The 18,734-nt window shown below is 70.0% G+C and carries 15 protein-coding genes and 1 tRNA gene; 6 read left to right on the plus strand and 10 right to left on the minus strand.

What is annotated here, in order from left to right; translation table 11 throughout:
* Positions 1 to 21: 21 nt before the first annotated feature.
* The gene (locus tag OHB04_RS19790; RefSeq protein WP_326689031.1) at positions 22 to 816 is read right to left on the minus strand and encodes a SanA/YdcF family protein; all 795 of its coding nucleotides are present in this window, start codon (positions 814 to 816) and stop codon (positions 22 to 24) included.
* A gap of 279 nt (positions 817 to 1,095) precedes the next feature.
* On the opposite strand from OHB04_RS19790, the gene hrpA reads away from it, so the two are divergent.
* The 3 genes from hrpA (at position 1,096) to OHB04_RS19805 (ending at position 5,830) form a co-directional block, all read left to right on the plus strand.
* Positions 1,096 to 5,112, plus strand: a complete 4,017-nt coding sequence (gene hrpA / locus OHB04_RS19795; RefSeq protein ID WP_326689032.1) for an ATP-dependent RNA helicase HrpA — start codon at positions 1,096 to 1,098, stop codon at positions 5,110 to 5,112.
* An 84-nt stretch (positions 5,113 to 5,196) separates the two neighbouring features.
* Positions 5,197 to 5,271, plus strand: a tRNA-Asp gene (locus tag OHB04_RS19800).
* Between the two features lie 367 nt (positions 5,272 to 5,638).
* Complete coding sequence (locus OHB04_RS19805; protein WP_326807940.1) at positions 5,639 to 5,830, plus strand: DUF6274 family protein; 192 nt, start codon at positions 5,639 to 5,641, stop codon at positions 5,828 to 5,830.
* A 465-nt stretch (positions 5,831 to 6,295) separates the two neighbouring features.
* Here the strand turns inward: OHB04_RS19805 and bldC are convergent, their stop codons facing one another.
* Together bldC and OHB04_RS19815 are read right to left on the minus strand one after the other, a co-directional pair.
* Complete coding sequence (gene bldC / locus OHB04_RS19810) at positions 6,296 to 6,502, minus strand: developmental transcriptional regulator BldC (RefSeq protein ID WP_003949541.1); 207 nt, start codon at positions 6,500 to 6,502, stop codon at positions 6,296 to 6,298.
* A gap of 464 nt (positions 6,503 to 6,966) precedes the next feature.
* Positions 6,967 to 7,842, minus strand: coding sequence for a hypothetical protein (locus OHB04_RS19815; RefSeq protein ID WP_326689034.1), 876 nt, complete (start codon positions 7,840 to 7,842; stop codon positions 6,967 to 6,969).
* 188 nt (positions 7,843 to 8,030) lie between these two features.
* On the opposite strand from OHB04_RS19815, the gene OHB04_RS19820 reads away from it, so the two are divergent.
* Entirely contained in the window at positions 8,031 to 9,149 is a 1,119-nt protein-coding gene (locus OHB04_RS19820; RefSeq protein WP_326692813.1) for a Leu/Phe/Val dehydrogenase, read from the plus strand.
* Between the two features lie 249 nt (positions 9,150 to 9,398).
* Entirely contained in the window at positions 9,399 to 9,659 is a 261-nt protein-coding gene (locus OHB04_RS19825; RefSeq protein ID WP_326689035.1) for a DUF3073 domain-containing protein, read from the plus strand.
* Between the two features lie 128 nt (positions 9,660 to 9,787).
* On the opposite strand, the gene purM is transcribed toward OHB04_RS19825, so the two are convergent.
* From purM to OHB04_RS19845, 4 genes are all read right to left on the minus strand, one after another.
* Positions 9,788 to 10,867, minus strand: coding sequence for a phosphoribosylformylglycinamidine cyclo-ligase (gene purM, locus OHB04_RS19830; RefSeq protein ID WP_326689036.1), 1,080 nt, complete (start codon positions 10,865 to 10,867; stop codon positions 9,788 to 9,790).
* Positions 10,868 to 11,064: 197 nt separating this feature from the next.
* A complete protein-coding gene (gene purF / locus OHB04_RS19835) occupies positions 11,065 to 12,615 on the minus strand; it encodes an amidophosphoribosyltransferase (protein ID WP_326689037.1) in 1,551 nt (516 codons plus the stop codon).
* Between the two features lie 54 nt (positions 12,616 to 12,669).
* Positions 12,670 to 13,494: a maleylpyruvate isomerase family mycothiol-dependent enzyme gene (locus OHB04_RS19840; RefSeq protein WP_326807941.1), complete on the minus strand. Its 825-nt coding sequence runs from the start codon at positions 13,492 to 13,494 to the stop codon at positions 12,670 to 12,672.
* Between the two features lie 10 nt (positions 13,495 to 13,504).
* A complete protein-coding gene (locus OHB04_RS19845) occupies positions 13,505 to 14,089 on the minus strand; it encodes a TetR/AcrR family transcriptional regulator (RefSeq protein WP_326689039.1) in 585 nt (194 codons plus the stop codon).
* Positions 14,090 to 14,278: 189 nt separating this feature from the next.
* Between OHB04_RS19845 and OHB04_RS19850 the strand changes: the two genes are divergently transcribed.
* On the plus strand, positions 14,279 to 15,013 hold the full coding sequence (locus OHB04_RS19850; protein WP_326689040.1) for an SDR family oxidoreductase: 735 nt from the start codon (positions 14,279 to 14,281) through the stop codon (positions 15,011 to 15,013).
* Positions 15,014 to 15,280: 267 nt separating this feature from the next.
* On the opposite strand, the gene purL is transcribed toward OHB04_RS19850, so the two are convergent.
* Genes purL through purS form a run of 3 tightly spaced genes read right to left on the minus strand, consistent with a single transcriptional unit; the run spans position 15,281 to position 18,524 of the window.
* A complete protein-coding gene (purL, locus tag OHB04_RS19855; RefSeq protein ID WP_326689041.1) occupies positions 15,281 to 17,551 on the minus strand; it encodes a phosphoribosylformylglycinamidine synthase subunit PurL in 2,271 nt (756 codons plus the stop codon).
* Complete coding sequence (gene purQ / locus OHB04_RS19860; RefSeq protein ID WP_326689042.1) at positions 17,548 to 18,225, minus strand: phosphoribosylformylglycinamidine synthase subunit PurQ; 678 nt, start codon at positions 18,223 to 18,225, stop codon at positions 17,548 to 17,550. The genes purL and purQ overlap by 4 nt, the downstream gene beginning before the upstream one ends.
* Positions 18,222 to 18,524, minus strand: a complete 303-nt coding sequence (purS, locus tag OHB04_RS19865) for a phosphoribosylformylglycinamidine synthase subunit PurS (protein ID WP_326807942.1) — start codon at positions 18,522 to 18,524, stop codon at positions 18,222 to 18,224. The genes purQ and purS overlap by 4 nt, the downstream gene beginning before the upstream one ends.
* Positions 18,525 to 18,734: the final 210 nt, after the last annotated feature.

Below are 18,734 nucleotides of genomic sequence, written 5' to 3' on the forward strand. Positions count from 1 at the left end.
TGCGTGGGGGTTCGTGAAGGTTTACGTGTGGTGCGGGTCGTTCCGGTGCGACCGATGTGACCGGTGTGACCTGCTCGCCTCGTGTGTCCGGTGTATCCCGTGCGCCTTGTGCGTCCCGTGTACCTCGTGCGTCCCGTGCGCCTCGTGCGCCCCGTGCGTCCCGTGCGTCCGGGCCAGCGCCCGCTGTACGCCGTGTTCGTGGGGGCCGAGGAAGTGCGGGTCGGGGGTGAACACGGCATCCAGGGCTGCCTTCGCGGCGCCGGGCAGCTCACGGACCCCGCCCGCGTACCAGGTGACGTCCCTCGGCTCGGTCACGGGCACGCCGTACGCGTCGATCCCCGCCGCCCGGCACAGCGCCGCCGCCCTGCGTACGTGGTAATCCTGGCTGACCAGCAGCGCGCGGTCCACGCCGAAGATCCGGCGGGCCCGTGTGCACGAGTCCCAGGTGTCGAAGCCGGCGTAGTCCGCGACGATCCGCGAGGCGGGCACGCCGCGCTCGGTCAGATAGCCGCGCATGGCGCTGGGTTCGTCGTAGCCGTGGCGGCCGTTGTCGCCGGAGACGAGCAGCGCGCGGGCCTTGCCGTGCCGGTACAGCTCGATCGCCGTATCCAGCCGGTGCGCCAGATACGGCGAGGGCTCGCCGTCCCACAGCCCCGCGCCGAAGACGACCGCCACCGGTGCGGACGGCGCGGCCTCGATGCCGCCGCGGACGACTCGGCTGTCGGTGGACAGCCGCAGCCAGGTGGCGGGCAGCACGGCCAGCACACATGCGAGCGCGGCCCCCTGCACGAGCCGGCGTCGCCGTTTCCGCGTCATGCTGCCCCCGTTCCGGACGATGTGTGCCCCGGCCCCGCCCCCAACAGGAGGCTGGGGGGAGGGGCCGGGGCACAAACACACGTACGGATACAGCGACGCGGAGGCCCATCCCCCGGTTGCACCGCCCCGCCGGTCGCACCCACCGCTCGCACCCACCCCCGGTCGCACCCGCCCCGCCGGTCGCACCGCCCCACCGGGGTCGCACCTGGGCCACACCGCCCCGACCGGAGGTCAAACCGTTCGCCTCTCCCTCGCCCCGGGTGAGATCCTGGGAAAGGTATGTCCACTTCCCCTCGCTCCCCAGAAGCGCTCGCGACCCGTCTCCCCGACCTCATGCTCGCGGACCAGCAGCGGCTGGGCCGTCGGCTGGCGGGTGCCCGGAAGATCCGCAAGGCGGAAGCCCGCGCCGGCGTCCTGGCGGAGATCTCCGCGGCGATGGACACCTCCGAGCTGCGCGTCACCGCCCGCCGCGAGGCGCTGCCACGGATCACGTATCCCCCGCAGCTGCCCGTCAGCCAGAAGAAGGACGAGATCCTGGAGGCCGTCCGCGACCACCAGGTGGTGATCGTCGCGGGCGAGACAGGTTCGGGCAAGACGACGCAGATCCCCAAGATCTGCATGGAGCTGGGCCGCGGCATCCACGGTGTCATCGGTCACACCCAGCCGCGCCGTATCGCCGCACGCACGGTCGCCGAGCGCGTGGCCGAGGAGCTGGGGTCCCAGCTGGGCGAGGCCGTCGGCTGGAAGGTCCGCTTCACCGATCAGGTGAAGGACCACACGCTGGTGAAGCTGATGACCGACGGCATCCTGCTGGCGGAGATCCAGCAGGACCGCGAGCTGCGCCAGTACGACACGATCATCATCGACGAGGCGCACGAGCGCTCCCTCAACATCGACTTCCTGCTCGGCTACCTCGCCCAGCTGCTGCCCCGGCGCCCCGACCTGAAGGTCATCATCACCTCGGCGACGATCGACCCGGAGCGCTTCTCGCGGCACTTCGGGGACGCCCCGATCGTGGAGGTCTCCGGCCGGACGTATCCGGTGGAGGTCCGCTACCGCCCGCTGCTCGACGAGGAGGCCGAGGAGAGCACCGCGCCCGACCGCGACCAGGTCACCGCGATCTCCGACGCCGTCGACGAGCTCCAGGCCGAAGGTCCGGGCGACATCCTCGTCTTCCTCTCCGGCGAGCGGGAGATCCGCGATACGGCCGACGCGCTGGAGAAGAAGTTCCAGCGCTCGGCGGGCCACCGGCCCGGCAACGAGACCGAGGTGCTGCCCCTCTACGCCCGGCTGTCCAACGCCGAGCAGCACCGCGTCTTCCAGGCGCACGGCAACCGCCGCGTCGTGCTGGCCACCAACGTCGCCGAGACCTCCCTCACCGTCCCCGGCATCAAGTACGTCATCGACCCGGGCACAGCGCGCATCTCGCGCTACAGCCACCGCACCAAGGTGCAGCGCCTGCCGATCGAGCGGATCAGCCAGGCCAGCGCCAACCAGCGCAAAGGCCGCTCGGGCCGCACCTCGGACGGCATCTGCGTCCGGCTGTATTCGGAGGAGGACTTCCTCGCCCGGCCGGAGTTCACCGACCCGGAGATCCTCCGCACCAACCTGGCCTCGGTCATCCTCCAGATGACGGCGGCGGGCCTCGGCGACATCGAGAAGTTCCCCTTCATCGACCCGCCGGACCACCGCAGCATCAAGGCCGGCGTCCAACTCCTGGAGGAGCTCGGCGCGCTGGAGTCCTCCTCGCGCACCCTCACCAAGGTGGGCCGCAGCCTCGCGCAGCTCCCGGTGGACCCACGGCTGGCCCGGATGGTCCTGGAGGCCGACAAGAACGGCTGTGTCCGCGAGGTCATGGTGATCGCGGCGGCCCTGTCCATCCAGGACCCGCGCGAGCGCCCCGCCGACAAGCAGCAGCAGGCCGACCAGCACCACGCCCGCTTCAGGGACGCCGGCAGCGACTTCCTGACCTTCCTGAACCTGTGGCGGTACGTCCGCGAGCAGCAAAGGGCCCTGTCCTCCTCGGCGTTCCGCCGCATGTGCAAGTCGGAGTTCCTCAACTATCTGCGGATACGCGAGTGGCAGGACATCTACACCCAGCTTCGCCAGGTGGCGAAGACGATGAAGATCCACCTGTCGGAGCAGGACGCGAGTGAGGACGCCGTCCATCAGTCGCTGCTGGCGGGGCTGCTGTCGCACATCGGGCTGAAGGACACCGAGAAGAACGAGTATCTGGGCGCGCGCAGCGCGAAGTTCGCCGTCTTCCCGGGCTCCGCGCTCTTCAAGAAACCGCCGCGCTGGATCATGTCGGCCGAGCTGGTGGAGACCTCCCGGCTGTGGGCCAGGGTCAACGCGAAGATCGAGCCCGAGTGGATCGAGCCGCTGGCCCAGCACCTGGTCAAGCGCACCTACAGCGAGCCGCACTGGGAGCAGAAGCAGGCCGCGGTGATGGCGTACGAGCGCGTGTCGCTGTACGGCGTCCCCATCGTGGCCCAGCGGAAGGTCGGCTACGGCCGGATCGACCCGGAGACCTCCCGCGACCTGTTCCTCAGAAACGCCCTGGTCGAGGGCGACTGGCGCACCCACCACCAGTTCTTCAGCGACAACCGCAAGCTGCTGGACGAGGTCGAGGAGCTGGAGCACCGGGCCCGCCGCCGCGGCATCCTCGTGGACGACGAGACGCTCTACGACTTCTACGACCAGCGCGTGCCCGAGCACGTCGTCTCCGGCGCGCACTTCGACGCCTGGTGGAAGAAGAAGCGCCGCGAAGAGCCCGACCTGCTCAACTTCGAGAAGTCGATGCTCCTGAGCGAACGCGCCGAGGAGATCGACGCCTCCGACTACCCGGACGTATGGCGCCAGGGCGGCCTCGCGCTGCCGGTGACGTACCAGTTCGAGCCGGGCGCCGACGCGGACGGAGTGACCGTCCACGTGCCGCTCCAGGTCCTCAACCAGGTCACGCCCGACCTCTTCGACTGGCAGATCCCGGGCCTGCGTGAGGACCTGGTCACCGAGCTGATCCGCTCCCTGCCCAAGCCGGTGCGCCGCCACTACGTTCCCGCGCCCAACTACGCCAAGCGCTTCCTGGAGACCACCGAACCGCGGTCCGAGCCGCTGACGTACACCCTGGCGCGCGAGCTGAAGCGGATGGTCGGCGTCCCGGTCGACCCGCAGGACTTCGACCTGGCGAAGATTCCGGAGCACCTCAAGATCACCTTCCGCGTCACCGACGAGCGGCGCCGCAAGCTGGCCGAGAGCAAGGATCTGGAGTCCCTCCAGATCCGTCTCAAGTCCCAGACGCAGCAGGCCCTCAGCAAGGCGTTCGAGTCCTCGGCGCGCGCGAAGGCGGACAAGGCAGGCAAGGCGGCGAAGGCCTCCCCGGACGGCGAGCCCACGCCGTCGTCCTCGTCCCCGGCCCCCGCCCTCCAGCGCACCGGCCTGACGAGCTGGACCCTGGGCACCCTCCCGCGCACCTTCGAGACCCGCCGCGCCGGACAGCCGGTGAAGGCGTACCCGGCGCTCGCCGACGAGGGCGCCTCGGTGGCGGTACGGCTCTACGACACCGAGGCGGAACAGCGCCAGGCGATGTGGCGCGGCACCCGCCGGCTGATCCTGCTCAACATCCCCTCCGACCCGGCCAAGTTCGCCCAGTCGAAGCTGAGCAACCAGCAGAAGCTGGCCCTCTCCCGCTCCCCGCACGGCAGCGTGCAGGCCCTGTTCGAGGACTGCGTCTCCGCGACCGCCGACCGCCTCGTCGCCGCCCACGGCGGCCCCGCCTGGGACGAGGAGTCCTTCCGCAAGCTGTTCGACGCCGTACGCTCCGACCTGGTGGACGCCACCGTGCGCACCGTCCAGCAGGTCCAGGAAGTGCTGGCGGCCTGGCACTCCTGCGAGGGCAGGCTGCGGGCCACGACGAGCCCCGTACTGTCCGACTCCGTCGCGGACGTACGCGCCCAGCTCAACGCGCTCATCAAGCCGGGCTTCGTCACCGAACACGGCGCGGGCCGCCTGTCCGATCTCATGCGCTACCTCGTCGCCGCCGACCGCCGCCTCCAGCAGCTTCCCCACCATGTGGAGCGGGACAGGACGCGGATGGCGAAGGTCCACGAGATGCGGGACGAGTACTTGTGGCTGCTGGAACAGTTCCCCCGGGGCCGTCCGGTGCCGCAGGCCGCGCGGGAGATCCGCTGGATGATCGAGGAGCTGCGCGTCAGCTACTTCGCGCACGCGCTGGGCACGGCGTACCCCGTCTCGGACAAGCGCATCGTGAAGGCCGTGGACGCGGCGGCCCCCTGACCGGGGCCGCTCCGTGTGAAACGATGATCACCCAGGGTGAGTTCGCTCCGCACCCGTGACCTGCTGTAGAGTCTCGTTTCGCGAGGTCCTGTGGAGCAGCTTGGAGTGCTCGCCACCCTGTCAAGGTGGAGGCCGCGGGTTCAAATCCCGTCAGGACCGCAGAGAAAAGAGGCCCGCAGCCACACGGCTGCGGGCCTCTTTCGCGCGCCCACCCAGGAGGCCGCGCCCGCGGCGGAGCCGCCGAACAAGCCAGCAGATCCCGTCAGGACCGCGGAAGAGCGCGGCCCGCGGCCACACAACTGCGGGCCCCTTTTCACACGCCCACCCAGGCCGCCCATGAGGCCACGCCCGGCAGCGGCAAAGCCGTCCACCGAACCGGCAAACCCCGCCAGCACCGCAGAACAGCCGGGCCCCCAGCCACCCACACAGTCGCAGGCCCCTCTCACGCCCCCTCAGACCCCTGGCCGGTCAGGACGGTTGACGACCCCTCGGTACCGGGGTACCCCTACTGAAGGAGGTGCGGCGGATGGCGACAGCTCCTTACGCTCCGAGGCGGCACGAAACGAGGGCGCTTCTGCGCGCCCACCTGGCAGCGGCGACGCGCTACCACCACATGACCCGGCACTGCCCCATCTGTCATCGCCTGCTGCGTCTGGCGATGGAGAACCAAAACCTGGCGACCGGGGAGCCCGCACCGCAGGGCTACCCCGGCAAGTGACCGACGTCCAGGGCCTGTTGGCCCATTACCGTAGGTTCGTTGGCGACCACAAGATATTCCACGTGTGACGGGTGTCACTCAACTCCGGCGTACCGATGGGGAACTTGAGGCCCCCTCACACACCGTCAATTTAATATGTGCAATTGCACTAGCTGCCCCGCCCCCTCGGAAGAGCCCGCGGGGCGACTCCCCATGCAGGGTTTCCACCCCTGCCGACGGTCATGCCAGCAGGTTCGTACGAAGCCGATCAAGCTCGATCAGCAGCCGCCAACCGACCCCGCCGACCCCACCCGTCCCTCGGGGCACAGAAGAGCGCGGCACAAAAAGATCGCGCCGGACCCGGCGGAGTCCAGCGCGATCACAAGACAAGCACTGTTGGGGCAGCGACTGTCGAATGGTGCTCAATGGGCGTACTTGCGGGGAGGGGGCCCCGAAAACGCCCCTATATGGTGTTGTTTCGCCTGATCAAGCCTCGCTGCGCTGCTGGGGGATACCTGCCAGCAGGGCGCGAACCTCCGCCTCGCGGTAGCGGCGGTGTCCTCCGAGCGTGCGGATGGACGTGAGCTTGCCCGCCTTTGCCCAGCGCGTGACCGTCTTGGGGTCCACACGGAACATCGTGGCAACCTCAGCCGGGGTCAACAGCGGCTCGGCATCAGGGGTGCGAGCGGTCATGAGCGGCCTCCTCGGGAGAACCGAACCATCACGGTTCTTTCCTCTAAATTCTGCACCTTGACCCGCGTTGCCCGATATGGCGGACGCGAGCCGAGTCGGTTATAGGACGAACGGCTTGTCCTCGGCACTACAACTACACCATCTGTCCAGCCACGTCGGCCAAACCGATGGAATTGCCCTCTCAGGTGTTCAACCTCGACGGAAGCCGATGGACCGTCCCATAGCGGACAGTCACGCCGCCGTGACGATCAGTCACAACGGGAGCAGTAGCCATCAGACCCATCAAGGAGGGCAATACCGATCTATCCGCCCATAGTTGGACGGAAGGAGCCCCGTGCGGACTCCTTGTCCTATTTTGACACGAGGGGTAGGTCTGAGAGCAAGACCCCTTTAAGTGCAATCCATCACGCTTGAGGCAAAAACCCGGTTCGGGACGTAGGTCCCAGGACGTTCCGATCCCGGACTCAGCTCGCGAACTGGAGTTCCCGGATCGCCCGCCAGCGGTCCGTCAACCGCCCGTACGCCTCGCCGGCCCGCTCACCGTCACCCACCCGGAGCGCGGCCAGACCCTCCGCCACATCGGCGGCGGAGTGGTCCCCCGCGAGCTGCTCCTCGGGGATCGCATGAGCCAGCCCGCCGTAGTCCAGTTCGACGAGGGAACGCGGATGGAACTCCTCCAGCCAGCGGCCCACATCTACCAGCCCTTCGACGAGCGGCCCCTCCTCCAGCTCCTCGCGAAGCACCTTCAGCCCTCTGGCGAGACGGCGCCTCGCCTGGGCCATTGGCGTGCGATAGCGGAGAACGAACTGCTGTCCGCTCTCCTCACCCGATTCCGGCTTCGCAAACTCCCTCTCTTCATCGACGAAGAGAACGAACCAGCGGACGGGCACATGCCACAGCGCCGTACGGATCCAGGGCCGGGCGTCCGGGTTGTGCTCCCGCCACCGCTCGTAGTCGGCCGCGGCCTGACGGCGCACGACGGGCGGGAGCGCCGCGTCCAGCACCACCTGGGGCAAGTCCGGCGCCCGGTCGCCCGAGGCCTGGGTGAGCGCGGAGAGCGCCTGCCAGCTGCGCAGCCGGGTCCGCCAGGGGCACACGCAGGTCACCCCGTCCACTTCCGTCACGAACGCCTCGGCGCTCTCCCGCTCCGGCACCACGACGGGCGGCACGGGCAGCAAGTCGGCCAGCGCGCGACGCACTTCGTCCTGGGCACTGGGAAAACGCTCCTGCTTGGCGTACCCGATCCAGTGGGCACGTTCCGGCTCGGGAAAGGCAGCCAACGGCTCATAGACCCGTAGATATGCCGCGTACGGGACAATGACCGACGCTTTCTCAGCCACGCGCTTCCTCCAAGAACCGGTCCGGACAAGCCTGAAAGACAGTTGACTACCCCGATCGTGGGACCGCAACGTGCCAGCAACGGCCAGGTCGTACCCTGCTCTCGACCGGTCCTCCCGGGGCCCTCCCCTGCCACGAGCGGCGCGGCCTCGCCGAGGGCTACGACGCGAGCCCAGGAGTCACTACCGTGATCGAGGCATCACCCACCGCAAGCGCTCCCGCCACCGCGGGCGGCCTTGGCGATCCGCTGGTCAGCACCCTCTTCCACTCGGAGCAGGGCGGGCACGAGCAGGTCGTGCTCTGCCAGGACCGGGCCAGCGGCCTCAAGGCCGTCATCGCCCTGCACTCCACGGCCCTGGGCCCCGCCCTCGGCGGCACGCGCTTCCACGCGTACGCGGGCGCGGCGGACCCCGAGCAGGCCGCGGTCCTCGACGCGCTCAATCTCGCCCGGGGCATGTCCTACAAGAACGCGCTGGCCGGGCTCGAACACGGCGGCGGCAAGGCCGTGATCATCGGCGATCCCGAGCAGATCAAGACCGAAGCCCTGCTGCGTGCCTACGGCCGCTTCGTCGCTTCCCTCGGCGGCCGATACGTCACCGCCTGTGACGTCGGTACCTACGTTCAGGACATGGACGTCGTCGCCCAGGAGTGCCGCTGGACCACCGGCCGCTCCCCCGCCGGCGGCGGCGCCGGCGACTCCTCGGTCCTCACCGCCTTCGGCGTCTTCCAGGGGATGCGCGCCAGCGCCCAGCGCCTGTGGGGCGCCCCGACCCTGCACGGCCGTACGGTGGGCGTCGCCGGCGTCGGCAAGGTCGGCCACCACCTGGTCGAACACCTGCTGGAGGACGGAGCGCGCGTCGTGATCACCGACGTGCGCGAGGAGTCCGTACGGCGCGTGCTCGCCGCGCACCCCGAGGTCGGCGTCGTCGCCGGGACCGAGGAGCTGATCAGGACCGAGGGCCTGGACGTGTACGCGCCCTGCGCCCTCGGCGGCGCGCTGGACGCCGAGACGACGTCCGTCCTCACCGCCCAGGCCGTCTGCGGTGCCGCGAACAACCAGCTCGCGCACCCGGGAGTCGAGAAGGACCTCGCCGAACGCGGGATCCTCTACGCGCCCGACTACGTCGTGAACTCGGGCGGCGTGATCCAGGTCGCGGACGAGCTGCACGGGTTCGACTTCGCACGCGCTAAGGCAAAGGCCGCCAAGATCTTCGACACCACCGTGGAGATCTTCGACCGCGCGGAGGCGGACGGAGTGCCTCCGGCGGTGGCGGCCGACCGGCTCGCGGAGCAGCGCATGGGCAGGTGAGAGGCGTCTCACGACCCCACGGCGAGCCGATCCGCCACAGGAAGGTAAAATCGCAACCGACCAGCATGTGGAAGGTCATCGGGCGCGTCGGACTGCGGCCGTGTCGTGCGGGCGACGTACCGTACGGCCGCGGAAGCAGGTACCGTTGAAGCCCTGAGTGCCGGTCTCTCCCACGAGAGGCCGATATGAATCATGAACGCGTGTCAAGACTCTGGGGCCGTCGAGCCCCGTCGTTGAGGGGGTCGAGCCATGGGGCGCGGCCGGGCCAAGGCCAAGCAGACGAAGGTCGCCCGCCAGCTGAAGTACAACAGCGGTGGGACAGACCTATCGCGCCTGGCCGAGGAGCTGGGCGCATCGACATCGAACGAGCCGCCGAACACTGGCGAGCCCGTCGAGGACGATGAGCAGGACGACCCGTACGCACAGTACGCGGATCTTTACAACGACGACGAGGACGACGATGGTTCGTCCGGATCGTCGGCTCCGCAGTCGAAACGCCGCGGCGCCTGACGTTCAGCCACAGTGACCCGGTCCGGCCGCCGCCGGACCGGGTTCTGACATGCCTGGGCCCGCCACGCTCGGGGCCTCGCCCCGAGATGTCCGGGTCCCGGGGGCCCGCGGCCCCCGGGTGAACGGGCTCAGCGTGCATGGTCCCCCGTGAGGGTGACGGCTTCGCCATGCCCGCCGCGCTCGGTGATCTCACCGGCGACCCAGGCATCCACGCCCCGGTCCGCGAGGGTGGCGAGTGTCACACTCACCGACTCGGGCGGGACGACGGCGACCATGCCGACGCCCATGTTCAGCGTCTTCTCCAGCTCCTCGCGGGCCACCTCGCCCACGCGGCCGACGACGTCGAAGACCGCACCCGGCGTCCACGTTGCCCGGTCCACGGTGGCGTGCAGGCCCTCGGGGACCACCCGGGCCAGGTTGCCCGCCAGGCCGCCGCCGGTGATGTGCGAAAAGGCGTGCACCTCGGTCCTGCGGGTCAGCTCCAGGCAGTCCAGGGAGTAGATCCTGGTGGGCTCCAGCAGCTCCTCGCCCAGGGTGCGGCCGAACTCGGGGATCTCGCGCTCCAGGGCCCAGCCGGCCCGGTCGAAGACCACGTGCCGCACGAGCGAGTACCCGTTCGAGTGAAGGCCGGAGGAAGCCATCGCGATGACGGCGTCCCCCGAACGGATACGATCCGCGCCCAGCACGGCGTCGGCCTCGACCACGCCCGTTCCGGCGCCCGCCACGTCGTAGTCGTCCGGGCCCAGCAGGCCCGGATGCTCGGCCGTTTCGCCGCCGATCAGGGAGCAGCCCGCCAGGACGCAGCCCTCGGCGATGCCCTTCACGATCTGCGCGACGCGCTCGGGGACGACCTTGCCGACACAGATGTAGTCCGTCATGAACAGCGGCTCGGCGCCGCACACCACCAGGTCGTCCACGACCATCGCGACCAGGTCGTGGCCGATGGTGTCGTGCACGTCCATCCGCTGGGCGACCGCGACCTTGGTGCCTACGCCGTCGGTGGCCGAGGCGAGGAGCGGGCGGGCGTAGTCCTTGAGCCGCGTCACGTCGAACAGGCCTGCGAAGCCGCCCAGCGCTCCGATCGATTCGGAGCGCTGGGTCTTCTTGACCCACTCCTTCATGAGGCCCACGGCGCGGTCGCCGGCCTCGATGTCCACGCCTGCGGCGGCGTAGCTGGCTGCGCCAGCGTTTTCGGCGCTCTTCGTCATCGGTACGTCTCTCGTGTGTGGCTGAGGTGGTCGGCTTGTGCGGCCTGCCCGAACCCCTGTTCAAGCAATCGCGCCGGCGCGCTCGTCCTCAATCGCCGGACAGGCTGAAGTCAGCCCCTCCGGCGATTGAGGAGCGGGGGTTGAGGGCCGACGCCCCCCCATAAGAAATGGGAAGGGGCGGGGCAGGGGCGGCATCGTTAGGGCCGCTTCAGGGCGTCCGCGGCGCCTACGCCGGCGGCGAGGGTGTTGACGCCGTCGACGTCGGTGCCCGTCTCGACCTCCAGCAGGTGCTTGCCCAGCAGCTCGGGGTCGGGAAGCTCCATCGGGTACTCCCCGTCGAAGCACGCCCGGCACAGCTCCCGCTTGGGGATCGTCGTGGACTCGATCATGCCGTCGATGGAGATGTAGGACAGCGAGTCCGCGCCGAGCGACTTGCCGATCTCCTCGACGGAGAGCCCGTTGGCGATCAGTTCGGCGCGCGTGGCGAAGTCGATGCCGAAGAAGCACGGCCACTTGATCGGTGGCGAGCTGATCCGGACATGGACCTCGGCAGCTCCGGCCTCGCGAAGCATCCGGACGAGCGCGCGCTGCGTGTTGCCGCGCACGATCGAGTCGTCGACGACGACCAGCCGCTTGCCGCGGATGACTTCCTTGAGCGGGTTGAGCTTGAGGCGGATGCCGAGCTGGCGGATGGTCTGTGAGGGCTGGATGAAGGTCCGGCCGACGTAGCTGTTCTTGACCAGGCCCGAGCCGTAGGGGATACCGCTCGCCTCGGCGTAGCCGATCGCGGCGGGCGTGCCCGACTCCGGGGTCGCTATGACCAGGTCGGCCTCGGCCGGGGCCTCGGCCGCGAGCTTGCGGCCCATCTCCACCCGGGAGAGGTAGACATTGCGTCCCGCGATGTCGGTGTCGGGGCGCGCGAGGTAGACGTACTCGAAGACACAGCCCTTCGGCTTTGCTTCGGCGAAGCGCTGGGAGCGCAGTCCGTTCTCGTCGATGGCGACCAGCTCACCCGGCTCGATCTCCCGGATGAAGCTCGCGCCGACGATGTCCAGGGCCGAGGTCTCGCTGGCCACGACCCAGCCGCGCTCCAGGCGGCCGAGGACCAGCGGCCGGACGCCCTGGGCGTCGCGGGCCGCGTAGAGCGTGTTCTCGTCCATGAAGACCATGGAGAAGGCGCCCTTGACCTGTGGCAGCACCCGCGGGGCCGCCTCTTCGACGGTGAGCGGGGTGCCGTCCTCGTCGGTCTGGCCCGCGAGCAGCGCGGTGACCAGGTCGGTGTCGTTGGTGGCCGCTACCTGGGTCGCCCGCCCGTTGCCGGTGGCGGCCAGCTGGGCGACCAGCTCCGCCAGCTCGACGGTGTTGACCAGGTTGCCGTTGTGACCCAGGGCGATGGAGCCGTGGGCGGTGGCGCGGAAGGTGGGCTGGGCGTTCTCCCAGACCGAGGCGCCGGTGGTCGAGTAGCGCGCGTGACCCACGGCGATGTGGCCGCGCAGGGAACCGAGTGAGGTTTCGTCGAAGACCTGGGAGACCAGGCCCATGTCCTTGAAGACGAGAATCTGGGAGCCGTTGCTGACCGCAATGCCCGCGGACTCCTGACCGCGGTGCTGCAGTGCGTACAGGCCGAAATATGTGAGCTTCGCGACCTCTTCACCCGGAGCCCAGACGCCGAAGACGCCGCAAGCGTCCTGGGGGCCCTTCTCGCCGGGGAGGAGGTCGTGGCTGAGTCGTCCGTCACCACGTGGCACGTCATCGAGTCTAGGACAGACACCCCGCTGCGCCGAACCGGGGACCTGTGACCTTCAGCCCAGTACGGGCAGTACGGCCGACAGGTCGGAGCGTTCGCCGCTGGCCGACAGGTGGCCGGAGGCGAGCGCTTCGCTCCAGGTCAGGCGGCCTGTGGCGAGGCGCAGCCAGGTGAGCGGGTCCGCCTCCACGACGTTCGGCGGGGTGCCGCGGGTGTGCCGTGGGCCTTCGATCGCCTGTACGACAGCGAACGGCGGGATCCGCACCTCGACGGAGCCGCCCGGCGCCTTCGCGGCGAGGGCGTCGGCCAGCAGCCGGACCGTCGCGGCCAGTGCCTGGCGGTCCAGGGCCACCCGGATGCCCGCCGCGCGGGCGAGGTCGTCGCTGTGGACGACCAGCTCGACCAGTCGCGTCACGGTGAAGTCGAGCATGCGCATCGCGCCGAAGCCGTGCGGGATCAGCAGGTCCTCGCTTACGGCGGACTCGATGACGGGCTCCAGGTCGGCGACGGCCTCGTCGATGCGCGCCGCGCCGTCGGCGGAGCGGGCCGCCTCGCCGCGGGTGTCCTCGTCCAGGGCGTCGGCCCGCGTCGCGGTGGAGACGGCCCAGCGGGAGAGGGAGACCTCGGGCGCCGCGGCGGGGGACCCCGGCCCTGCCAGGTAGCGGGGCACGGCGTCGATCTGGAGCGCGATGTGCACCAGCAGATGGTGCACGTCCCAGCCGGGGAGCCCGGAGGGCAGCGTGCGCTGCTCGGGCGTGAGCTGGTGCGCGGCGTCGGCGACGGCCTCGACCTGGTTGATGAGCGCTGCGCGTACCCGTGCCGGGTCGTATGTGCGAGGTTTCCGGTCTCTTCCTGCGGGGGTGCGGTTCGCGGGCGGCATAGGCGTGAGATTAGCCGCTGGTCGCCCGGTTGAGCCTCAGCCCGTCCAAGGTGAGATCGAGAAGGCGTTCGGCCTGGTCCCGCTGTTCGGGCCTGCCCGAGGTGAGGGCGATACCGGCGAGGGCGGCGAACATGTCGGTCGGGCGGATGTCGGGCCGGAGCGTACCGGCGGCGATGCCGGCGTCCAGGAGGGTGGAGAGGGCGGCCTGGATCAGCTCGTGGCTCTCGGCGTGCGGGTTGCTCCCCGAGGCGACGAGGGCCCGCAGCGCTTCGGCCATGCCGAGTTTGGCGGTGGCGTAGTCGATGAAGTGGCGCGTCCACGCCCGGAAGGCCTCCTCGGGCGGCAGCGTCTCCAGGAGGGCGGGGGCGGCGTCGCACAGCTGGGCCACCTCGTTGCGGTAGGCCGCCTCGACCAGGGCTTCCCGGGTCGGGAAGTTGCGGTAGAGGGTGCCGGTGCCCACACCCGCCTCTTTGGCGATGCGCTCGAAGTGCGCCTCCAGCCCTTCCTCGGTGAACACGCGCACCGCCGCGGCCAGGATCTTGTCCCGGTTGCGCTGCGCGTCAGCCCGCAGCGGACGACCTGCTTCCCGGACCATCAGCGGCTCTCCTCGTCACCGGTTGCTAAGTGGCGGCACCTCCACTTAACGTGGGGGCAAGAAGTGGCGGGGCCTCCACTTCCACTGTAGGGCACGGCTTGCCCTGCCCTCATTCCTCTCAGGCCTCATGCGGCCTCCGCGGCGGCCTCATCCGGCCACCCCTGGGGCCCTCCCCCGAAAGGACTGCTCATGTCGGGAATCGAAGGCAAGGTCGTGGCGATCACGGGCGCCGGCAGCGGTATCGGCGAGGCGACCGCGCTCCTGCTCGCCGAGCGTGGCGCGAAGGTCGTGCTCGGGGCGCGGCGCTCGGAGCGTCTGGACGCTCTGGCCACCCGCATCGAACAGGCGGGCGGTGCCGCCGCCTGGGCCTCCACGGACGTGACGCGGCGCGCGGACCTGGCCAGGCTGGTCGAGCTGGCCCGCAGCCGGTACGGCAGGCTCGATGTCCTCGTCAGCAACGCCGGGGTCGGCCTCATCTCCCCCCTGGACGAGCTGCGCGTCGAGGACTGGGACGAGATGATCGACGTCAATCTCAAGGGCGTGCTGTACGGGATCGCCGCCGCCCTCCCCGTCTTCCGGGAACAGGGCTCCGGGCACTTCGTCAACACCGTCTCCACCTCCGGGTTGCGCATCGTCCCGTCCCAGTCGGTGTACGCGGCCACGAAGAACGCCGTCCGCACCCTCTCCGAGGGCCTGCGCCAGGAGGCCGGCGACAGCCTGCGCGTGACCGTCGTCTCCCCCGGCGCCGTCCGCACGGACTTCGCGGAGCGCATGCAGCCCGCGATGAAGGCCGAGGTCACCAAGATGATGGCCGACACCGGGCTCTCACCGGACGCGGTGGCCCGCGCCATCGCCTTCGCCGTCGAACAGCCGGATGGGGTCGACGTGGGCGACCTCGTCGTCCGCCCCACCGCGCAGGGGTGAGCGGGTCCCGCGAAGTCCGGTGCGGTTCGGCAGCGCCGAAGGGGCGGGACTGTGTCAAATATGCGGCTCCGCCGCGTGGGCCCGACCAGCCACGACAAAGTCGCAGGTGACACCCCGGGCTTCCCGCGGAGCGCTCAGGGCGGCGGCGCGGCGCCGGACGGCCTGTGACCTGGAGGTCCGGCCGCCCGGAGCCGGTGGCCCGTACGAGCGGTGCGGTCGCGCACGCCGGGTGAGTCGCGCACGCCGGGTGAGTCGCTCCCGTCGGCGTCAGCCGAACAGGCTGGGAATCGTCGTCTCGTGCTCGCGGCGCAGCTCGGTCAGCGGGATGCTGAACTGGCCCTGGACATCCAGCTCCGCGCCGTCCACGACGCCGATGCGGGCCGCGGGCATGCCGCGGGCCGCGCACATGTCGGTGAAGCGGACCTCCTCGCTGCGCGGGATCGCCACCAGCGCGCGGCCCTGCGACTCGGAGAAGAGGAAGACGAACGGGTCGGTCCCGTCGGGCACCACGATCCGCGCGCCCTTGCCGCCCTTGAGGCAGGACTCGGCGAGCGCCTGCACCAGGCCGCCGTCCGACAGGTCGTGCGCGGCGTCGGCCATGCCGTCGCGGGAAGCGGAGATGAGGATCTCGGCCAGCAGCCGCTCGCGGTCCAGGTCCACCTTGGGCGGACGGCCGCCCAGGTGGCCGTGGGCGATCTGCGACCAGGCCGAGCCGCCCAGCTCCTCCTCGGTGTCGCCCAGGAGGTAGATGAACTGCCCCTCCTCGGCGAAGGCCATGGGGGTGCGCCGGGCCACGTCGTCGATGACACCGAGGACGCCGACGACGGGCGTGGGGTTGATGGCCGCCTCGCCGGTCTGGTTGTAGAGCGAGACGTTGCCGCCGGTGACGGGCGTGCCCAGCTCCTTGCAGGCGTCGGCGAGCCCGCGGCACGCCTCGGCGAACTGCCACATGGCCGCCGGGTCCTCGGGCGAGCCGAAGTTGAGGCAGTCGGTGACGGCCAGGGGGCGCGCACCGGTCGCGGCGACGTTGCGGTACGACTCCGCGAGCGCCAGCCGCGCTCCCTCGTACGGGTCGAGCTTGGCGTAGCGGCCGTTGCCGTCGGTGGAGACGGCGACGCCGAGGCCGGTCTCGGTGTCGATGCGGATCATGCCGCTGTCCTCGGGCTGGGCGAGGACGGTGTCGCCGAGCACGTAGCGGTCGTACTGGTCGGTGATCCAGGACTTGGCCGCCTGGTTGGGCGAGGAGAGCAGTGCGAGGGTGGCGGCGCGCAGTTCCTTGCCGTCCGTGGGACGGGGGAGCTTGGCCGGGTCGTCGGCCTGGAGCGCGTCCTGCCACTCGGGCCGCGCGTAGGGGCGCTCGTAGACGGGGCCCTCGTGGGCGACGGTGCGCGGGTCGACGTCCACGATCTTCTCGCCGTGCCAGAAGATCTCCAGCCGCTCGCCGTCGGTGACCTCACCGATGACGGTGGCCGTGACCTCCCACTTCTCGCAGATCTCCAGGAAGCGGTCGACCTTGCCCGGCTCGACCACGGCACACATGCGCTCCTGGGACTCGCTCATCAGGATCTCCTCCGCGGAGAGCGAGGAGTCGCGCAGCGGCACGGTGTCCAGCTCGACCTGCATGCCGCCCGAGCCGTTGGAGGCCAGCTCGCTGGTGGCACAGGACAGCCCGGCGGCGCCCAGGTCCTGGATGCCGACGACGAGGTCGGCGTGGAACGCCTCCAGGGTGCACTCGATGAGCAGCTTCTCCTGGAAGGGATCGCCGACCTGGACGGCGGGACGCTTGCTCGGCTTCGCGTCGTCGAAGGTCTCCGACGCCAGGATCGAGGCGCCGCCGATGCCGTCACCGCCGGTCCTGGCTCCGTAGAGGACGACCTTGTTGCCGGTGCCCGCGGCCTTCGCGAGGTGGATGTCCTCGTGCTTCATAACGCCCACGCACAGCGCGTTGACCAGCGGGTTGCCCTGGTAGCAGTCGTCGAAGACGACCTCGCCGCCGATGTTGGGCAGGCCCAGACAGTTGCCGTAGCCGCCGATGCCCGCCACGACTCCGGGCAGCACCCGCTTGGTGTCGGGGTGGTCGGCGGCGCCGAAGCGCAGCGGGTCCATCACGGCGACGGGGCGGGCGCCCATGGCGATGATGTCGCGCACGATGCCGCCGATACCGGTGGCCGCGCCCTGGTAGGGCTCCACGTAAGAGGGGTGGTTGTGCGACTCGACCTTGAAGGTGACGGCGTAGCCCTGGCCGACGTCCACGACGCCCGCCTGCTCGCCGATGCCCACCAGCATGGCCTCGGCGCCGGGGCCCTCGGTGGGTGCCTTCTCGCCGAACTGCTTGAGGTGGACCTTGCTGCTCTTGTACGAGCAGTGCTCGGACCACATGACGGAGTACATCGCCAGCTCGGCACCGGTGGGGCGACGGCCGAGGATCTCGCGCACGCGGGCGTACTCGTCCTCCTTCAGGCCCAGTTCGGCCCAGGGGAGGTCGGTTTCGGGAGTCTGCTCCGCGTGCTCGACGGTGTCCAGGCTCTGGGAAGTCATGAGGTGACCAGCTTCTTCAAGGCCGAGGTGAAGAAACCGAGCCCGTCGGTCGTCGGCCCGGTCAGGGCCTCGACGGCGTGCTCGGGGTGGGGCATGAGACCGACCACGTTCCCGGCCTCGTTGGTGATGCCGGCGATGTCGCGGCGCGAGCCGTTGGGATTGCCGCCCTGGTAGCGGGCGACGACGCGGCCCTCGGCCTCCAGCGCGTCGAGAGTGTGCTCGTCGGCGACGTAACCGCCCTCGCCGTTCTTGAGGGGGACGGTGATCTCCTGGCCGCGCGCGTAGTCGAGCGTCCACGCGGTGTCCGCGTTCTCGACGGTCAGCCGCTGGTCGCGGCACAGGAAGTGCAGGTGATCGTTACGCGTCAGCGCGCCCGGCAGCAGATGGGATTCACACAGGACCTGGAAGCCATTGCAGATGCCGAGCACCGGCATTCCGGCCTTCGCCTGTTCGATGATCGTCTGCATGACGGGCGAGAAGCGGGCAATTGCACCGCAGCGCAGATAGTCGCCATAGGAGAATCCGCCGGGCAGAACGACGGCGTCCACTTGGTGCAGATCCTTGTCGCGGTGCCACAGCGCGACCGCTTCACCGCCGGCGATGCCGACGGCGCGCCGTGCGTCACGGTCGTCGAGGGAGCCGGGAAATGTGACGACGCCGATACGGGTGGTCACGCCACGGCTCCTTCGGAGTCGGCGTCCGCTTCGACCAGGCGCTCGACACCTTCGGCGTCCGTGACCCGGACGGTGAAGTCCTCGATCACGGTGTTGGCGAGAAACGTCTCCGCCAGTTCACGGATACGGGCGAGGGCGGCCCGGTCGACGGGGCCCTCCACTTCCAGCTCGAAGCGCTTGCCCTGGCGGACATCGGAGATTCCCTCGAAGCCCAGACGGGGCAGTGCGCGGTGCACCGCCTGTCCTTGGGGGTCGAGGATCTCCGGCTTCAGCATGACGTCGACCACGACGCGAGCCACGGGGTACTCCTAGTGCTTAGCGGGGGCGCTGCGCTGGCCAGCGTACCCGCCATGAGATTCTACGCGCGTTGATATAGGTGACGATCCTGTTGGGACTTCGCGTAGCACTGGGAAAACGGCCCGGAAAAAAGTATGGTCCCGATTGCGGCCGGAAGCCGATCTGAATTCCGTCGGCCCACAATCTCTGTGCGCCTGCCGCGATCCGAAGCA

It is taken from the genome of Streptomyces sp. NBC_01775, assembly GCF_035917675.1.
Taxonomy (GTDB): Bacteria; Actinomycetota; Actinomycetes; order Streptomycetales; family Streptomycetaceae; genus Streptomyces.